This window comes from Clostridium septicum (assembly GCF_003606265.1).
Lineage (GTDB): Bacteria > Bacillota > Clostridia > Clostridiales > Clostridiaceae > Clostridium > Clostridium septicum.
In genome coordinates, this window is sequence record NZ_CP023671.1 from 1,386,503 (window position 1) to 1,403,129 (window position 16,627).

A 16,627-nucleotide genomic window follows, 5' to 3' on the forward strand; every position below is an offset into this window, starting at 1 on the left:
CTAATCATAATCTTGCAAACTAATGCCTTTTGTAGCTCTCCACTTACGTGACAGTGATGCATATATTTTATACATCCCCAGAAATAAATTCTTGCTTTTATTTATTTCTTCGGCTATTAACCCTTTCATTATGCTTCTTCGTTTGCCAACTCTTCATAATTACTATTATTAACAGCTCCTCTACCTAATAATCTTAATTCAACTATAAAAAACCTTAATTTATATATTCTCAATTAAATTATTAATTAATTAAACATATATAAAGTTCATTAATATTATTATACACATTTTATGAGATTATGCCATATATTTTTCAGAATTTTTTAAATTTACTTTTAATTTGATTTATCCTCTATATTTATCCATAAGATTACTCATTATATCTCCTGTAACTGGTGGAGTATATGTTATTGCATTTGCACCTGCCTCTATAGTTTCCATTATAGTTTCTTCTGTAGGTCCTCCTGTAGCTATTATTGGAAAATCCGGAAATTCAGCTCTTATCTCCCTAACTATCCTAGCTGTATTCTTTCCTCCTGATACATTAAGAATAGTAGCCCCTGATTCTATTCTTTCCCTTATATTTTCACACTCTGAAACTACTGTTACTATAACAGGTATATCTATAGTTTCTCTTATTTTCTTAACTATACTATTTGCTGTAGGTGCATTTACAACTACCCCCATTGCACCTTTAAATTCTGCATCTAATGCAAGGTTTACAACCCTCTTCCCTTGAGTTATTCCTCCACCAACTCCACAAAATATTGGTACATCGGCAGCCATAACTAAAGCTTGAGTTATAAGTGGCTGAGGAGTAAATGGATAAACAGCAATTATTGCATCTGCATTTGTGTTTCTTATTATTGCAACATCTGTAGTAAATAATAAAGATTTTATTCTTTTACCAAATATCTTTATGCCACTACATTCTCTAATACAAGTTGGAACTTCAATAACATGACTTCGTAAAGTACCTTTTATTTCTGGAACTAGTTTTACCTTTTTAACCCCCACTTTTTTTATTCCTCCTATTAATTTTTTATTATATATTCTCACATTTATCTTTTCGTTAATTTTTTATTTTATTATATTATACTCTTTTATATTTAAATTTAAAGGAGTAAAAATTTTTTTATTGTTTACACTATATTTTTGTGACTTTTACCTTAATTCTACTATATAATTATATTACGTAAACTTTAATTAATAATACATAGTTTCGAGGTGATTTTAGTAATGTCAATAAAGAAAAAACTTTATCCCCCCTATACTGTATTAATAATAATGTATGTTTTCTTTATTATTTTTGCTTTTGCAGTTAACTCTCCAAAAGAAATTTTATCTGGATTAAAAAATATTTTATTTACACCAGATATTTTAATAACAGATTACATTGAAATCGGTGGTATAGGGGCAACATTTGTAAATGCAGCGCTTACAAGCTTAGCTTCTATAGCAATTTTAGTTCTCATAGGTATAAAACCTAATGGTTCTACTATTATGGCTTTATATCTTATGACTGGATTCTCATTCTTCGGGAAAAATATACTAAATATTTGGCCAATTATGATTGGTGTTTATTTATTTTCTAAATATCAAAAGGAACCTTTCTTAAACTATACCCTTGTTGCTTTACTTGCAACTACTTTAGCTCCAACAGTGAGTCAATTAAGCTTTACAGGACATTTTTCTCAATTTGGTGGAATACTCCTTGGCTATGGCTTAGGAATTTTTACAGGATTTATACTTTCGCCTATTGCTTCTCACTGTATAAAATCTCATAATGGATATAATTTATATAATATAGGTTTTGCTGGTGGACTTTTAGCCACTCTTTTAATGTCAATTTTAAGAAGCATTGGAATAAATTTTGACACTAGACTTATATGGCATACTGGCTCTAATAAAATTTTCTCTATATTTTTATTTATAATTTCTATATATTTAATTATTGTAGGATTAATCTATGGTAATAATAATAAAAATAAATTAATTTCAATTAGTAAACAACCTGGTAGATTAATTAGTGATTTTTATATTCTTTTTGGTGAAACTTCTTATATTAATATGGGAATTTTAGGTATAGCTTCTACAGTATTTGTTCTTTTAATAAAGGGTGATTTAAATGGACCTACAATGGCTGCTATTTTTACTATAATGGGCTTTGGATGTTTTGGTAAACACTTAAGAAATATTACACCAATTATAATTGGAGCATCTATTGCTTCTTTATTACATATTTCACCTATAAATTCACCAAACTTAATATTATCAATATTATTTTCAACTGCACTTGCTCCTATATCAGGTAAATTCGGTTGGAAATTTGGAATACTTGCAGGATTTTTACACTTAAATATAGTTACTAATATAGGCTATCTTCATGGTGGTTTAAATTTATATAATAATGGATTGGCAGCTGGATTCGTAGCAATGATATTAATACCATTAATTACAACATTCAAGGAGGAAAAATAATAGAATGAAGTTTAAATTAGAAAAAAACTTGAGAATAGTAAGTGAACTTATAACCTATTTTCATAAATTAGGTACTGATGATGTTCACTTAGATATAAAATCTGAGGATGATAAATCTTATTTTTACATATCAGGAGAAGTTTTAAATCTTCCCCAAGAAGAACTCAATAATTTAAATTTAATTTTAAATACTCAAAGGCAACATGAAATTGAACATTATTATTGGAATTTAGGTGGCGAAAGCGAATTAGATTGTGAATTATCCTTGATTGGAATGATGGTTGATGATGTTATTATAACTTATGAGAATAATATTTTAACTTTAAAAATCTTACGTAAAGAAAGTTAACTAAAATTACAAAAAAAATAGTAGAGAGATTTAAATCCTTCTAGAGAGAATAGATAATTCTGTGTAATTATCATTTTTATTATTTTAATATTACTGGAAATTTTCATTTCCAGTAATATTTTTTTATATTTAAGAAATACTAATAATGTTTCTTATTACCTTTTTTAGTATTTCAAAAAAATCTAATAGTATGCATATAATTTATAAAAAGTACAAGCTTTTAAGCTAATTCATCTTTTAATTGATCTTCAAATATTATTGATAGCTCTGCTAACGTAGCACCCCAATTATGTATAGGCTGAGTCCATTTTTCTAGTATCTCCATCGTTGCTAAGTAAACACACTTATTTAAAGATTCATCAGTTGGGAATATGACTCTAACTTTAGTGAATTTACGTATTTGACGATTAAAACCTTCTAAGATATTTGTAGTATAAATCATCTTTCTTATAGTTGGAGAGAAGTCGAAAAATGTTGAAAGGTTACTCCAATTATTATACCAGGAATCTATTACTATTCCATATTTATCTCCCCATCTCTCCTTTAAATTATCTAGCTGTGCTAACGCAAGTTCCTCTGTTGTAGCCTTATAAACCTCCTTCAAATCTTTCATAAATGCTTTTTTATCTTTTGAAGCTATGTATTTTATTGAATTTCTTATTTGATGAACAATACATGTTTGAATATTTACTGATGGAAATACTGTTTTTATAGCTTGTGGAAGCCCTTTTAATCCATCCATACAAGCAATTAAAATTTCTTTTACACCTCTATTTTTTAAATCATTGCAAATTCCTAACCAGAATTTAGCACCTTCAGCTTCATCAACCCATATACCTAAAATATCTTTATATCCTTCCATAGTGTATCCTAAGCATATATAGACAGCCTTGTTAACTATCTTTCCATTACTTCTAACTTTAAAGTACATAGCATCTAAATAAACTATTGGATATATTTTATCTAATGCTCTATTTTGCCATTCGGCGGCGCTAGCAAGCACTTTATCAGTTATTTTAGATACCATCGATGGTGATATAGTTATTCCATATAAGTCTTCAATTTCAGCCTGAATATCAGATGTTGACATACCTTTAGCATATAAAGATATAATCTTTTTATCTAACTCAGTACACACAGTTTCATATTTTTTTATAATTTGTGGCTCAAATTCAGCATTTCTATCACGGGGTACGTCTAGGTCGACGTCACCGAAGGAACTTCTTAAATTTTTGCGACTATAACCATTCCTGTAGTTCTTCTTAGTTTGATCAACTGCTTCTACACGTTCATATTTATTTCTTCCTAGATGTTCTTCCATTTCACCTTCTAATATATTTTCAAGAACATCTTTAACTAATCTTTGTATTAATCCGTTTTTACCCATCACATCATCGATTGTTTTACATCTTTTAATTTCCTCGTTGTAATCAAAGTTGGTATCAATTTTTCTTGTCATAATAATTCCTCCTAATTTATATAGTATATTATTCCAAAACTTCCAACTGTTAATACAAAAAAACAGTAGATAGTTTTGTTTTTACACAAAACTATCTACTGTCTCTCCTTCTACTATTTTTTATTAATAATTTATATTATTTAATACCTTACTTACAACCTTACTTCCTATCTTATCTTCCTTCATCTCATCTAATGCTGTTTCTAATTTACACCAAGCCATTGCCTCTACCTCTGTAGATTTAATAATATCTCCTGATTCGTACTTAGCCATAAAAGTTAACATTAGAATTTCTTTATCTTTAACAAAATCAGAACCCAAATATTGGATGTTAGATATATCTAAACCTGATTCTTCTTTTACTTCTCTATAAACTGTTTCTTCTACTGTCTCATTATGTGAAACATATCCAGATAATAATACCTTTGAATTTTTAAATATATAACTTTGCTTTAAAAGTAATATTTCATCATTCTTTATTACCGCAACCATTATGCAAGGTTTTGGAGTATCAAAAAACATAATATCATCATATTTACAATATGGTACTCCACCTTCATCAAAGCTATACTTTTCTTCTAATTCTCTTCCACATAAAGGACAAAATTTAAATCTCATTTATTCACCCCAAGTTTCGTTTCTTATTTTTATATCTTTAATATTAATCTTTACTCTATTATAATACAATTTCAACAATATTGTTTATTATTATCCCATCTTTATGAACTTTACAATTATAAGCAAAAATATCTACGCCATTTTTATCTGCTAGCCTTAATGCTTCCCCGAAATCAGGATCCGTCATATCATTTGGTGAAAACTTATTTACATTTTCTAACTGTATTAAAAACAATATCCCAGCTTTATATCCTTCTCTTTTAGCTTCTATTAATTCTAATATATGTCTAGCTCCTCTTTCCGTTGGTGCATCTGGAAACCTTGCATATCCATCCTCCTCCAAAGTAACACCTTTTACTTCTAAAAAATATTCTTCTTCCTGATCCTCTGTAGATAACTTAAAATCAAATCTACTTTTGCCAAAAGTTTTTTCTTTTAATATATTACAATACTTTTTAAGCTTTTCTATTTTCCCTTCAGATAAAGCCTCGAAAACAACTTTATTAGGTATTTGTGAATCTATACTTATTAAATTATTTCCTTTAATAACAGCAACTAAATCATATTTAGTTTTTCTATTAGGATTCAATTCTTCTCTTAAAAATACAGTAGCACCTTCAATTAATAATTCTCTACATCTACCTGTGTTAGGAACATGTACCGTTATATGTTCTCCATTTAAGATAACTTCTGCATTAAACCTATTAGGTCTCTTTACAAAAATTGCTTCATATATATTTTTATTATATTTCATACTTCTCTCCTTTAGCTTGTCATTTTTTCTTAGTTTTCCACATTATCTATTAATTATTGCATGTCCCACTTTTTTTCTACATAAAGTTATCCACAGACAAAATGCATTACTACCTTGTTTTATCTATATTACCATTAATATCTTAACATTATCCACAGATTTTATCCACATTATTGTGTATTTTGTGTATAACTTAAATAAGTTATACACAACTTGTACTCTTTTCAAAATTATACCACTACATATATCTATATATTTCGTCAAAAGTCACTATGTAGTTACAAACACACATTCCCCCCTTATATGTTGTGTCAATACCTTTTTTAAAAGTTGTCAACAGTTTTTCGAAGTTGTCCACATTTTGTGGATAACTTTTAACATTCTCAACATATTTTTCTCCATATTTCATCTTTTTTTTATAAAAACAATATATATTGTGGATAACTAATAGACTTCTTAATTTTTTCTTAAGGTATTTTATTATTTCCTTAAACAATTATTTAGTCTCTTGTAATAATTTAACTACTTCCATATACTAATAACATAGAGGATTCATTATAAATTTATTTAAAATATTTTATTTTTTTGGGGGTGATATTACTAATGAATAAAAAAATGTTTTTAGATATCTTACGAACAGGTTTAAGTGATTTTCCAACAGGTGTTCTTGGAGATATCTTATATGAATACAAAGACTACTTTGATGTTGGAATAGCAGATGGGAAAACTGAAGAAGAAATAATTTCTGAACTAGGTAGTCCTTACGATATAATTGACAAATATAGAAAAGGGCACTTAAAAGAATATAATCCTATTAAAGATTCTTCTAATAATTATGAAAACCATGATTTTATAGATGCGGAATATTCAAGTTCTACTGAAAATACTCATTATGATAATTTAAATTATGAAAATACACAAACTTTTAATACTGAAGATACAACTAGTTATTCTGATGAATCTAATTCACAAACTAAAAGTAAATCTAATGGTAGAAATTCAAATAATATCATAATAACTTTAATTATCTTACTTTTAGGTGGAATATTCTTCGGACCTTTATTTTTAGGATTAACACTTGGTGGCTTAGGAGCACTTGTAGGAATGCTTGCAGGCAGTTTTGCTTTAAGTCTTGCTGGTATAGGAATTTTATTTGGTAAGGTTGTTTCAAATACTATAGGAATAATAGTATTTCCTTCTTTTATATTAGATTTTCCTAATTCTGTTTTAATTTTAATGGTTATAGGCTGTATCTTATCATTTATATTATTGATTTTAATAGCTTATTATTTAATTAAATGGTGCTTTAGATTATTATCTAAACTTATAGAGTTGATAACTTCAAAAGTAAAGGGGGAAAACTAATGGCTAAGCAAAAACTAATAAGTACTAAAATGAAAGTTTTCATGCTATGTCTTTTTGCTGGTTCAATTATTTCTTTTTCAGCAGCAGGAGTTCTCTTATACAATAGTGACTTTACTTTAGCTAATTATTTCGACGTGAATGATTGGAATTTAAATTTCTTTTCAAATTCTAGTAGACTTCAAGGACATGAAAGCTATTTAACTAATCAAGACTTAAACGAAATAGAAAATTTATCTATAGATTTTAATGGATACAATGTATATTTTGAAACTTATGAAGGTAATACTCTGGATTTGTATCTATATGATAATTTTAATAGAAGTTCAAATTCTCGTAATGCAACTTCTTCTAATACAGTTGAATCACCATTTTCTATTTCTCGTGAGGGAAATAAATTAACAGTAAAACCTAATACTAATATATTAACAGAGCTCGCTTCTCACTATGAATTTATGATAAAAATACCATATTCATATAATAAGGGTCTTAGTATAAATTCTTCATCTGGAGAAATGAAATTAGATAATTTAAAACTTTCCAATATGAATTTAAAAGCAATTAACTCTACTATAAATTTAAATAGTGTTTCTTGTGAAAGTGCTAATATTTCATTAACAAATGGAAATATACATGGTGATTCTTTTTCTAGTAAAAACCTTATTGCTAGCACTGTAAATGGAAATTTATACTTTTCACCATTATCAGGTGAAGTTAAGTTAACTACTGTAAATGGAAATATACATTCAACTATAACTTCTTATCTTACTAATCTTGATATTAATACTACATCAGGATATGTTAACTTAAATATTCCTGATGAAGGTGATTTTAGTTTTAATTATTCAACAATGAATGGTGAATTTTTATCTGAGTTAAATAATCCTAATGGATCTTATTTAGATATTCCTACAAAGGTTCAAGGAAGCACTGATTTCTCTACTGGTAATGGTACTAATAAAATTAATGTAAAAACCGTTAGTGGAAATTTTAAGATCTATAATTAAAAAAAAGGCTATAAATCTTTAAGATTTATAGCCTTTCGTATATTCAAATATTAAATTTCTATTTATTATCTTGTTGAAAGTTTATTTTTATTTCTAAAATAATGAGTTATATATTGAACTATTATTACAAAAGGACCTATCATAGCTGTTGCTAATGACCATATATATTTAGACTGACCTTTTTCTTCTGCCATTTTAAATGATACAAAAACCGCCGATGCTATTACTAATATAAAAACTATACTATTCATATTATTCTCCTTTTTAACTTTTTATAAAAGTTATTTTTCTGCTTAATTAAATTCTACATAAAATACTTACGTTTTTCAAGAACTAATATTCATTTAAATTTTGAATTTTTTATAAATATTTAATAAAAAAGACCTAATCAAATAAGATTAGATCTTCTATTAATTATATTATTCACTTATTGTTGGTAAAGCACTTAAATTATTTGATTCATCCTGATCTGGTAAACTTCTTAAATATTCTTCACCTTTTTTAGATACTCCAATAGCTACACCTTGTATATTACCAGACTTAGCCATTTGTACACCTTCTTCTTTAGAAATTCTTTCTCCATTAGAAAGTTCATATCCTATAACTTCTCCTGAATGTTTTATTAAAGCTGTTATTGATTTAGCATCACTATTTGGTGTTGGAACTTCTTTATTGATGTTAATTGGTAGTCCACCCATCATTCCATCATTTTGATTATTCATAAATAACACCTCCTATAAGTTATAGTGTTATTTTATCCAATAATTAATCTTTAATTCAAAATTTTAATAATCAAGCTGTGGAAATCCCTTTCCTTTAACCTCTTCAATATGCCCAATTGTTATAAAAGCTTCATTATCTACTGTATCAATGAACTCTTTTAAAGTTGCTAAATCCTTCTTTTCAAGTACTGTATATATAATATCTCTATCTTCTCCTGTAAATGCTCCTGCACCTCTTAAGCGAGTACATCCTCTTTTTAATGTATTCATTATGTAATTTGATATTTCGTCATTCTTATCACTTACTATAGTTATTTGCTTTTTAGCATTAAACATAGCTATAAGCTTGTCTATCATAGGTCCATTAACTAATACACATAATAATGCATAGAAACCTGTATCTGATCCAAAAGTTAAACCTGCAACTAATGTTACCAAAAAATCTACCATTAGTAATGAAATACCAATATTAAAAGTTGTATATTTGTTTAATATCTTTGCAATGATATCAGTACCACCTGTAGAGGCATTTGCATTAAATACTATTGCCATACCTATTGCTACTAAAATAGTACCAAAAATTGATGCTAACATTAAATCCTCTGTTATAGGATGTGGATTCCCAAACTTCTCCATAAACCATATTATTGCTGATAATCCAAAACTAGCATATATAGTTTTTATCCCAAACTCTGGTCCAATTACTAAAAAAGCTATTATATACAAAACAGCATTTCCTACAAATAACATACCACCTATAGACATGGTTGGAACGAAGTGATTAATTATTAAAGCTATTCCTGATAATCCTCCTGCAGCTAAATTATTTGGAGCATAAAAATACACAAGTGCTATTGCAACTAATATAACTCCAAAAGTTATTATTCCATAGTCTTTTAATTCTTTTAAAAATCTTTCCTTATTCATTTGTAACACTCTCCTAATAATTAATAAGTGTATCTCCATTAATACTAATCTAATCCAAAGTTAAATCACAATTAATAGAATAACAAAGATTTACTACTTTTAATAGTGGAAATTTATAAAAAAATACTGAGCTTATAAAAATAAGCCCAGTATTTCTCATTATCTCCAAACCTCATCTATTATTCCATCTATCTTTTCTTTTGCTCTTTCTATAGCTTGAAGTTTTTCTTCTTCTGTAAAACCAGTTCCATCTACTAATAATTCTTCAAATCTTTTTATTCCCATAGCTTTAGCTATATCTTCGATGTAATTTAGTCCCTTATTCATTACGATTCTTAGCATCCAAGGAATATGTGCTCCTGAAGATTGAATATATACCATTCCTCTAGGTTTATCATTTAATAAGCCCTCTATTTTATTTTCTTTTATACTTATTGTTTTTCCATCCATAACTATACAGTCAATATACTCCTTTAATGGAGCAGGAAAAGATAGACTCCACATAGGAGCTGCTATAACATACATGTCAGCTTCTTTAAACTGATCTGTTAATTTTACAATTTTATGTACTTCCTCTTGTTGTTCTTTATTTAGCTTATTAAAATCTTCCTTTTTAATCATGCAATTTCTTTTTTCAAAATATTCATATTCAAGTCTTGGTATATGACAATCATAGAGATTTAGCTCTTCAAGCTTAAAATCACTATACTTTTCTAAAAATTTATTTACAAATTCTCTACCTACTGTTCTACTTACTGAAATTTCTTCTGGTTTTGAATTTACAGTTATATATAATAACTTCTTCATCTATATCACCTCTACTAAGTATTTCCTTAGTAGTATTTGATATTTTAATTAATATTATTTATTTAATAACTCTTTAACATAATTAGGTAACATAAATGAACCTACATGTAAATCAGTATTATAATACTTTGTCTCAAGCCCTAAACTAGTCCACCTTTCTGCATCAAAGTCCTTTATAGGATGTAATTCTTTAGATGCAAAACAGAACATCCAGTGCCCAGATGGGTAAGTCGGCATGTGATATTGGTATGCTTCGCATATATTAAATAAAGATTTTAATTTATTAAATGATCTTATCATTTCTCTTTGATTATTAGGATAATAAGGACTTTCGCATTGATTTATTAAAATCCCCTTTTCAGTTAATGCTTTAAAGCAATCACTATAAAATTCAGTTGTAAACAACCCTTCTCCTGGTCCTATTGGATCAGTTGAATCTACTATTATTAAATCATATAAATTTTCTTTATCCTTTATAAATTTTATCCCATCTTTAAATAATAAATTTACTCTTTTATCATCTAATTTATTAGCTGTAAATGGTAAAAATTCTTTTGATGCCTTTACAACATCTTCATCTATTTCAACCATATCTATATTTTCTATAGTTTCATATCTAGTTAATTCTCTTACTGTACCACCATCTCCAGCACCAATAACTAATACATTTTTTATTTCTGGATTAGTAGCCATTGCTACGTGAGTTATCATTTCATGATAAATAAATTCATCTTTTTCAGTAACCATTGTCCAGTTATCAATTACAAGTACTCTACCAAATTCATAAGTGTCTAAAACATCTATTTTTTGAAATGGACTTTGATTTGAATACAAGTGCCTTTTAACTTTCATTGAAAAATTTACATTTTCTGTTTGGTTTTCAGTGTACCATAATTCCATATTCATATATTAAACCTCCATCTTATAGTCAATTTCAATATGATCATAAGCACCATTTGCAAATGTCTTTACTTTATCTACTAGCCCTCTAGCTACTTCTGTTGATTCGCTTCTTTCTGCTTTTAAAACTTCCTCAAGATATCTAAATCCAAACCATGGATTAACAGAATCTCCACAAGTAAATAAATCTACTGATGCATAACCATATTCAGGCCATGTATGAATAGTAAGATGTGATTCCTGGATTATTACAGCACCGCTGACTCCCCAGGGATTAAATTTGTGAAAACAACTTGTTACTATTGTAGCATTTGCTTCAATAGCTGCCTGCTTCATATATTCCTCAATAATTGCATGATCTTTTAAGATCTCCTTATCACAGTTGTAATACTCCACTAAAATGTGTCTACCTAATTGTTCAATTTTCATAAAAAAATCCCTCCATAAATATAAATTTCTAATTCCATCCAATAGATAAATACTTAACTAACAAAAATGCCTCACTCATGTAACCTCCTATTTTTTATTTAAAAGTTTAGTATATATAAACTTAAAGTTAATATATACTAACTATAATTAGTTTATCATTGAATTTTTTCATTGTCAATATTATGAAAATTAAATTTTCATGTCCATTTTTCAATAAAAAAAGTCCTTTAGTAAATATACTAAAAGACTTTTTTTGTTAATAAATTTATTAAGCTGTTTTAAATTTATCTGCAGCAATTATAGCTTGATCTGCACTCCAGAAAATCATATTTTTTCCTATTTTATCATAAATTCCAGATCTAGACATAGTCTTCTTAACTTGTGGTTGAAGACCACATAACATAAGAGTACAATTTCTTTCTTCTAAATCATAACGAAGTTCCTCTAAAGCTTGTACACCTGATGTATCAATTAATGGAACCCCTCTCATTGATAAAATTAATACTGTATTATCTTTTATTTCTGAAAGCTCTGTTTTAAATTTTTCTACTGTTGCAAAAAATAATGGACCTGTAAAATATGCAACTTTTATATTACTTAAATTTTTATTTAAATCTATATCATCACTTAATCTATCTTCATCAACTTCATTTATAGAAATATCCATATTTGAAATTTTAACTATGAATAATAAGCTTGAGAATATTACGCCTATTAAAATAGCTTGAGTTAAGTCAAATATTACTGTAGCTATCATTGTTATTAAAAACTTAGAAATAGCACTTTTAAATTTCTTTGAGAACATATATTTAATATTTTCCCATTCATTCATTCTCCAAGCGGTAACCATTAAAACTCCAGCTAAACCTGCCAATGGTATTTGGGACATTATTGGCGCAAGTATAAACATTGATACTAAAAGGAACATAGCATGGAATACACTAACTAATCTAGTTTTTCCACCTGATTTAATTGCAACGCTTGTACGAGCAATTGCTGCTGTTGCAGGCACTCCACCAAAGAAAGGAATTATTAGATTTCCTACACCTTGTGCAATTAATTCTCTATTAGAATCAAATTTTTCTCCCTTCATTTTTTTACCTACTTCTCCACAAAGTAAGCTTTCTATCATTGCAAGGGCTGCTATACTTATTGATGGAACTATTAATCCCTTTATAGTTTCTAAATTTATAGCTCCTATAGTTAATCTATCATCAAGAAATAATGTCTTTGGAATATTACCAATAACTTCTACTGGAAATTTAAAAATAAGATTTATACCTAATGCAATTATTAATCCAACCAATGACGAAGGCACTATAGCATTCCACTTTTTAGGCCATACTATCATAGTTATTACTACTAATCCACCAAGTAAAACTGCATACCAGTTTGGGGTTAAAGGTCCTTGCAAAAAGCCTATTACTTTTCCTGCCGCTGACTCTGCACCCTTAGTAGATACTCCAAAAAAATTATCCAATTGTCCTATTGCTATTATTAAAGCAATACCTGATGTAAATCCAGTAACAACTGGTGATGGTATGTACGAAACTATTTTTCCAAATTTAAATATACCTGCTATAATCAATATAATTCCTGCTATAGCTCCTGCAATCCATACACCATTTAATCCATATTTTTGAAAAAGCAAAAGTAAAATAGCACTCATTGCTCCTGTTGGTCCAGATATTTGGAAAGATGCCCCTGATAAGGCGCCTATAACTAAACCACCTATTATTGCTGTAATAAGTCCTGCTGCAGCTGTAGCACCACAACTAACACCAAAGGCTAATGCTAGAGGTAATGCTACTGCTGTAACAGTTATTCCAGCCATTAAATCACGCTTTAAACTAACAAGATTATAGCCTTTAAATTCATTAACAAGGTCATTTTTATAATCTTTTAACATTGTGTCACTCCATTTCTTTAATTTAACACTTTCTTTAATTTTTTGCATATTAGTCCATTAAAATGCATTCTAATTTTAAGACTTTAAATTAAGAAATACAAGTGGTGTATTTTTGTATTAATAGCTATAAAGCTATATATAACTACTAATTAAACGTTTTAATTCCTTTAATACTCTTTTTTCTCAATTATTTTCATTTTAGTAAATTTTCTTCCATAAATTGTATTGCTTTTATAAGCTTATAATTACTATTATTATCTAATTAATTTTTTAGTTATAGCACCTATTCCAATCCCCATCATTGCAACCCCTACTAACATTTCTATATTAGTAGTCATAAAATTACTAGGTGTAGGTTGCGCATTATTAAATCCGACTCCCGCAAACATTCCAACACTTAAATTAATAGCTTCATTTAAATATTCAACAAGCTCTGATAAATTAAAATTATTAGTTATAGTATAAAAATTCACTAATTGTCCATCTATATCAATTCCAAGAATTAAATAAATAACTGCAAAAATTAAAATTATTACTAATGATGAGTATACTGCATATAAAGGTCTTTCTCCATATCCACAAGTAACCCAAGATAAAAATGAAATTATTTTAGGTATAGGCTTTAAGGTTTTAAATTGCATTCTTTGTGCTAAAAAATAATACTCTCCGAAATTATTTTTTAGTTGATTCTCCTTAAACTTGTTGGCTAAAGTTTCATAAACCATATAAAGACCTTCATATTCACTTCTATCTTTTTTCCTAGGCTTTATACTATCAATAAATGTCTTTTCATCCATTTTACTTTTATATTTATCTCTAAACTCTAAATCCTCTATATAAGTATTCATTATTTTGGCACCTGTTAAATCAACATCTGCCATTATAGTCATTTTAAATTCAGAATTTATAATTATAGAACTTGTCATATCACTTAAATTAAAATTTGAATTAGTAATTTTACAATTTTCAAATATTGAAAAACTCATTATACAATTAAGAAATTTTCCATATATATTACAATCCTTAAAATCACATGAAAAATTATCATTTTTATTTAATGATGGAATACTATCACTTTCTTCCTTAAAAAAACTACAATTTTCAAAAGCTACCCCACCACTGCTAAATTCACATTTTATAAAATAACAACCTATAAATCTACAGTCTTTAAATTTTATGTTCTCAAATATGCAGTTTTTAAAAGTAGAACAAACTATATCCTTATTTGATATTTCCTTAAAATTTTCCTCACCCTTTATGTGATGTTCCCCAAAAATTTTATCATCAAAATCTTTATAACTATATTCCTTGTCAGGAGTATATGTATTAGATATAGTTTTACTTTCCCTCATTTTTTTAAATAACTTGCTATTATTTTTAAGTCTTTTATGCAACTGTTTCTTTGTTGCAACCCTCTCTTCTTTGAAGTTTATGTAAGCCAAATATCTCACCTCTTGTATCTACTAATAAACTTTAGTATTCCACAACAGCTTACTTTTATTATTTTTTCTTTAAATCCGCACATTAAAAAATAATCCTTTTTATATAGCAATGTTATTTATAATTTTATTTAGCCCCCTTGATCTATTGTTATCCCCCTTTTTATTTAGCATTTTGCTTTAAATATTTTTCAACTTCTTTTTTGTAAAGTTCCCTTAATTTAAAGTTCTAAGATATCTACAATTTAATTACAATACATTAATTTTATCCTTCAAAGCATTTTCATTAGCTTTATAAAGTTCTCTGTTCCCCAAAAAATGAAATTAATAATACAATCAAATTAGCATAAGAAATAAACTAGAAATTCTAACATCTTATCTAAGCTATCTGTTTTTTATATTTATTTTTTTCAGATATAAATATTACTACTTTTAATAGCTTTAGATACCTTATCCCTACACTAATTTAATACACCATTTGATTTATATTATCAATAATTTATACGAAAATGATATTTTTTTCTACAAAAATGATTATTAAAGTTCCTTTTTTTTGTCGATAATGTATATTTAGGCATATATTATACAAAGTAATTGCAAAAGTAATGTTTAAATATATAATATAATTAAAAACATAAAATAAATTATAATTAATATTTATTAACAAGGAGTATCTACTATGTATAGCATAGCTATTTGTGAAGATAATTCAATTCAATTAGATTCTTTAAACAATATACTAAAAAAATTTTCAATTGATGAAAATATTAAGATTAATATTGATATGTTTTCTACGGGTGAAGACCTATTGGAACATGGTTTTAATAGTTATGATATTATAATTTTAGATATTAAAATGGGAAACTTAACTGGTATAGAAGTTGCAAAAATAATTAGAGAAGTAAATAAATCAATAAAAATTATATTTTTAACTGCATTAGAAAGTCATTGGTCAGATGGATATACAGTAAATGCTTTCAGATATATATTAAAGCCTTTAAATGCTGATTCATTTTATAATGAAATAAAAGAATTAATAAATGAATTAAATAAAAGTAAAATTTTCATTCCTATAGACTCAAATGGTACTATAAAAAAAATATCAATATCTGATATTCTATATTTAGAGATTTTAGATAGAAAAGTGCTTATTCATACTAACTCTGATATATATACAAGTACTAATAAATTAAAATATTGGAATGATATGCTTTCTCCATTAGGCTTTTCTAACCCACATAATAGTTTTTTAGTTAATTTAAATTATGTTAAGGAACTAAATAAAAATAATGTGGTACTTTGTAATGGTGATACTATATATGCTTCTCAAAGAAAATTTAAAAGTTTTAAGAAAGACTTTATGAACTTCTTATCAAGGTTATAAATAATTGTTACACTATTTATATTCTTTTAAAGTAACACTACTATGATACAAAAAAAGTTAAAAATAAAATACTTTTCTCT

General features: G+C 27.0%; 17 protein-coding genes and 1 riboswitch. Of the genes, 5 read left to right on the forward strand and 12 right to left on the reverse strand.

Features of this window, described 5'->3' with window-relative positions:
* Positions 1 to 24 precede the first annotated feature (24 nt).
* Positions 25 to 191: riboswitch (Lysine riboswitch) on the reverse strand.
* Positions 192 to 345: 154 nt separating this feature from the next.
* Positions 346 to 1,017: a beta/alpha barrel domain-containing protein gene (locus tag CP523_RS06110; RefSeq protein WP_066675116.1), complete on the reverse strand. Its 672-nt coding sequence runs from the start codon at positions 1,015 to 1,017 to the stop codon at positions 346 to 348.
* 222 nt (positions 1,018 to 1,239) lie between these two features.
* Between CP523_RS06110 and CP523_RS06115 the strand changes: the two genes are divergently transcribed.
* Both CP523_RS06115 and CP523_RS06120 read left to right on the forward strand, forming a co-directional pair.
* On the forward strand, positions 1,240 to 2,481 hold the full coding sequence (locus CP523_RS06115) for a DUF1576 domain-containing protein (protein ID WP_120140684.1): 1,242 nt from the start codon (positions 1,240 to 1,242) through the stop codon (positions 2,479 to 2,481).
* A gap of 4 nt (positions 2,482 to 2,485) precedes the next feature.
* Positions 2,486 to 2,830 carry a hypothetical protein gene (locus CP523_RS06120; RefSeq protein ID WP_066675120.1) on the forward strand — a complete coding sequence of 115 codons (345 nt, stop codon included), beginning with the start codon at positions 2,486 to 2,488 and terminating at the stop codon, positions 2,828 to 2,830.
* A gap of 220 nt (positions 2,831 to 3,050) precedes the next feature.
* Here the strand turns inward: CP523_RS06120 and CP523_RS06125 are convergent, their stop codons facing one another.
* From CP523_RS06125 to sfsA, 3 genes are all read right to left on the reverse strand, one after another.
* On the reverse strand, positions 3,051 to 4,289 hold the full coding sequence (locus CP523_RS06125) for an IS256 family transposase (RefSeq protein ID WP_120140384.1): 1,239 nt from the start codon (positions 4,287 to 4,289) through the stop codon (positions 3,051 to 3,053).
* A gap of 123 nt (positions 4,290 to 4,412) precedes the next feature.
* Positions 4,413 to 4,907, reverse strand: coding sequence for an NAD(+) diphosphatase (locus tag CP523_RS06130; protein WP_066675122.1), 495 nt, complete (start codon positions 4,905 to 4,907; stop codon positions 4,413 to 4,415).
* 58 nt (positions 4,908 to 4,965) lie between these two features.
* Positions 4,966 to 5,661, reverse strand: coding sequence for a DNA/RNA nuclease SfsA (sfsA, locus tag CP523_RS06135; protein WP_066675125.1), 696 nt, complete (start codon positions 5,659 to 5,661; stop codon positions 4,966 to 4,968).
* A 603-nt stretch (positions 5,662 to 6,264) separates the two neighbouring features.
* Between sfsA and CP523_RS06145 the strand changes: the two genes are divergently transcribed.
* Together CP523_RS06145 and CP523_RS06150 are read left to right on the forward strand one after the other, a co-directional pair.
* Positions 6,265 to 7,026, forward strand: a complete 762-nt coding sequence (locus CP523_RS06145; protein WP_120140685.1) for a DUF1700 domain-containing protein — start codon at positions 6,265 to 6,267, stop codon at positions 7,024 to 7,026.
* Entirely contained in the window at positions 7,026 to 8,030 is a 1,005-nt protein-coding gene (locus tag CP523_RS06150) for a DUF4097 family beta strand repeat-containing protein (RefSeq protein ID WP_120140686.1), read from the forward strand. The genes CP523_RS06145 and CP523_RS06150 overlap by 1 nt, the downstream gene beginning before the upstream one ends.
* A 65-nt stretch (positions 8,031 to 8,095) precedes the next feature.
* Here the strand turns inward: CP523_RS06150 and CP523_RS06155 are convergent, their stop codons facing one another.
* The 8 genes from CP523_RS06155 to CP523_RS06190 form a co-directional block, all read right to left on the reverse strand.
* Complete coding sequence (locus CP523_RS06155) at positions 8,096 to 8,281, reverse strand: hypothetical protein (protein WP_120140687.1); 186 nt, start codon at positions 8,279 to 8,281, stop codon at positions 8,096 to 8,098.
* Between the two features lie 168 nt (positions 8,282 to 8,449).
* Entirely contained in the window at positions 8,450 to 8,752 is a 303-nt protein-coding gene (locus CP523_RS06160) for a DUF3892 domain-containing protein (protein ID WP_066675137.1), read from the reverse strand.
* Positions 8,753 to 8,815: 63 nt separating this feature from the next.
* A complete protein-coding gene (locus tag CP523_RS06165; RefSeq protein ID WP_120140688.1) occupies positions 8,816 to 9,679 on the reverse strand; it encodes a YitT family protein in 864 nt (287 codons plus the stop codon).
* A 159-nt stretch (positions 9,680 to 9,838) separates the two neighbouring features.
* Positions 9,839 to 10,486, reverse strand: coding sequence for an FMN-dependent NADH-azoreductase (locus CP523_RS06170; protein WP_120140689.1), 648 nt, complete (start codon positions 10,484 to 10,486; stop codon positions 9,839 to 9,841).
* Between the two features lie 54 nt (positions 10,487 to 10,540).
* On the reverse strand, positions 10,541 to 11,386 hold the full coding sequence (speE, locus tag CP523_RS06175) for a polyamine aminopropyltransferase (RefSeq protein ID WP_066675167.1): 846 nt from the start codon (positions 11,384 to 11,386) through the stop codon (positions 10,541 to 10,543).
* A 9-nt stretch (positions 11,387 to 11,395) separates the two neighbouring features.
* The gene (gene speD / locus CP523_RS06180) at positions 11,396 to 11,809 is read right to left on the reverse strand and encodes an adenosylmethionine decarboxylase (RefSeq protein ID WP_278280334.1); all 414 of its coding nucleotides are present in this window, start codon (positions 11,807 to 11,809) and stop codon (positions 11,396 to 11,398) included.
* 274 nt (positions 11,810 to 12,083) lie between these two features.
* Positions 12,084 to 13,724 (reverse strand): SulP family inorganic anion transporter, encoded by a 1,641-nt coding sequence (locus tag CP523_RS06185; RefSeq protein ID WP_120140690.1) that lies wholly within the window; start codon positions 13,722 to 13,724, stop codon positions 12,084 to 12,086.
* Positions 13,725 to 13,978: 254 nt separating this feature from the next.
* Positions 13,979 to 15,166, reverse strand: coding sequence for a pentapeptide repeat-containing protein (locus CP523_RS06190; protein ID WP_120140691.1), 1,188 nt, complete (start codon positions 15,164 to 15,166; stop codon positions 13,979 to 13,981).
* A gap of 676 nt (positions 15,167 to 15,842) precedes the next feature.
* Here CP523_RS06190 and CP523_RS06195 point away from each other — a divergent pair.
* Positions 15,843 to 16,547, forward strand: a complete 705-nt coding sequence (locus CP523_RS06195; protein WP_066675153.1) for a LytR/AlgR family response regulator transcription factor — start codon at positions 15,843 to 15,845, stop codon at positions 16,545 to 16,547.
* Positions 16,548 to 16,627 lie beyond the last annotated feature (80 nt).

Excerpts from the sequence above, each read along its gene's own strand:
- CP523_RS06160 (WP_066675137.1), bottom strand. The coding sequence starts at position 8,752 with ATGAATAATCAAAATGATGGAATGATGGGTGGACTACCAATTAACATC.
- CP523_RS06150 (WP_120140686.1), top strand. The coding sequence starts at position 7,026 with ATGGCTAAGCAAAAACTAATAAGTACTAAAATGAAAGTTTTCATGCTA.
- CP523_RS06130 (WP_066675122.1), bottom strand. The coding sequence starts at position 4,907 with ATGAGATTTAAATTTTGTCCTTTATGTGGAAGAGAATTAGAAGAAAAG.
- CP523_RS06165 (WP_120140688.1), bottom strand. The coding sequence starts at position 9,679 with ATGAATAAGGAAAGATTTTTAAAAGAATTAAAAGACTATGGAATAATA.
- speE (WP_066675167.1), bottom strand. The coding sequence starts at position 11,386 with ATGGAATTATGGTACACTGAAAACCAAACAGAAAATGTAAATTTTTCA.
- CP523_RS06145 (WP_120140685.1), top strand. The coding sequence starts at position 6,265 with ATGAATAAAAAAATGTTTTTAGATATCTTACGAACAGGTTTAAGTGAT.
- CP523_RS06120 (WP_066675120.1), top strand. The coding sequence starts at position 2,486 with ATGAAGTTTAAATTAGAAAAAAACTTGAGAATAGTAAGTGAACTTATA.
- CP523_RS06115 (WP_120140684.1), top strand. The coding sequence starts at position 1,240 with ATGTCAATAAAGAAAAAACTTTATCCCCCCTATACTGTATTAATAATA.
- CP523_RS06185 (WP_120140690.1), bottom strand. The coding sequence starts at position 13,724 with ATGTTAAAAGATTATAAAAATGACCTTGTTAATGAATTTAAAGGCTAT.
- sfsA (WP_066675125.1), bottom strand. The coding sequence starts at position 5,661 with ATGAAATATAATAAAAATATATATGAAGCAATTTTTGTAAAGAGACCT.
- CP523_RS06170 (WP_120140689.1), bottom strand. The coding sequence starts at position 10,486 with ATGAAGAAGTTATTATATATAACTGTAAATTCAAAACCAGAAGAAATT.
- CP523_RS06155 (WP_120140687.1), bottom strand. The coding sequence starts at position 8,281 with ATGAATAGTATAGTTTTTATATTAGTAATAGCATCGGCGGTTTTTGTA.
- CP523_RS06125 (WP_120140384.1), bottom strand. The coding sequence starts at position 4,289 with ATGACAAGAAAAATTGATACCAACTTTGATTACAACGAGGAAATTAAA.
- CP523_RS06195 (WP_066675153.1), top strand. The coding sequence starts at position 15,843 with ATGTATAGCATAGCTATTTGTGAAGATAATTCAATTCAATTAGATTCT.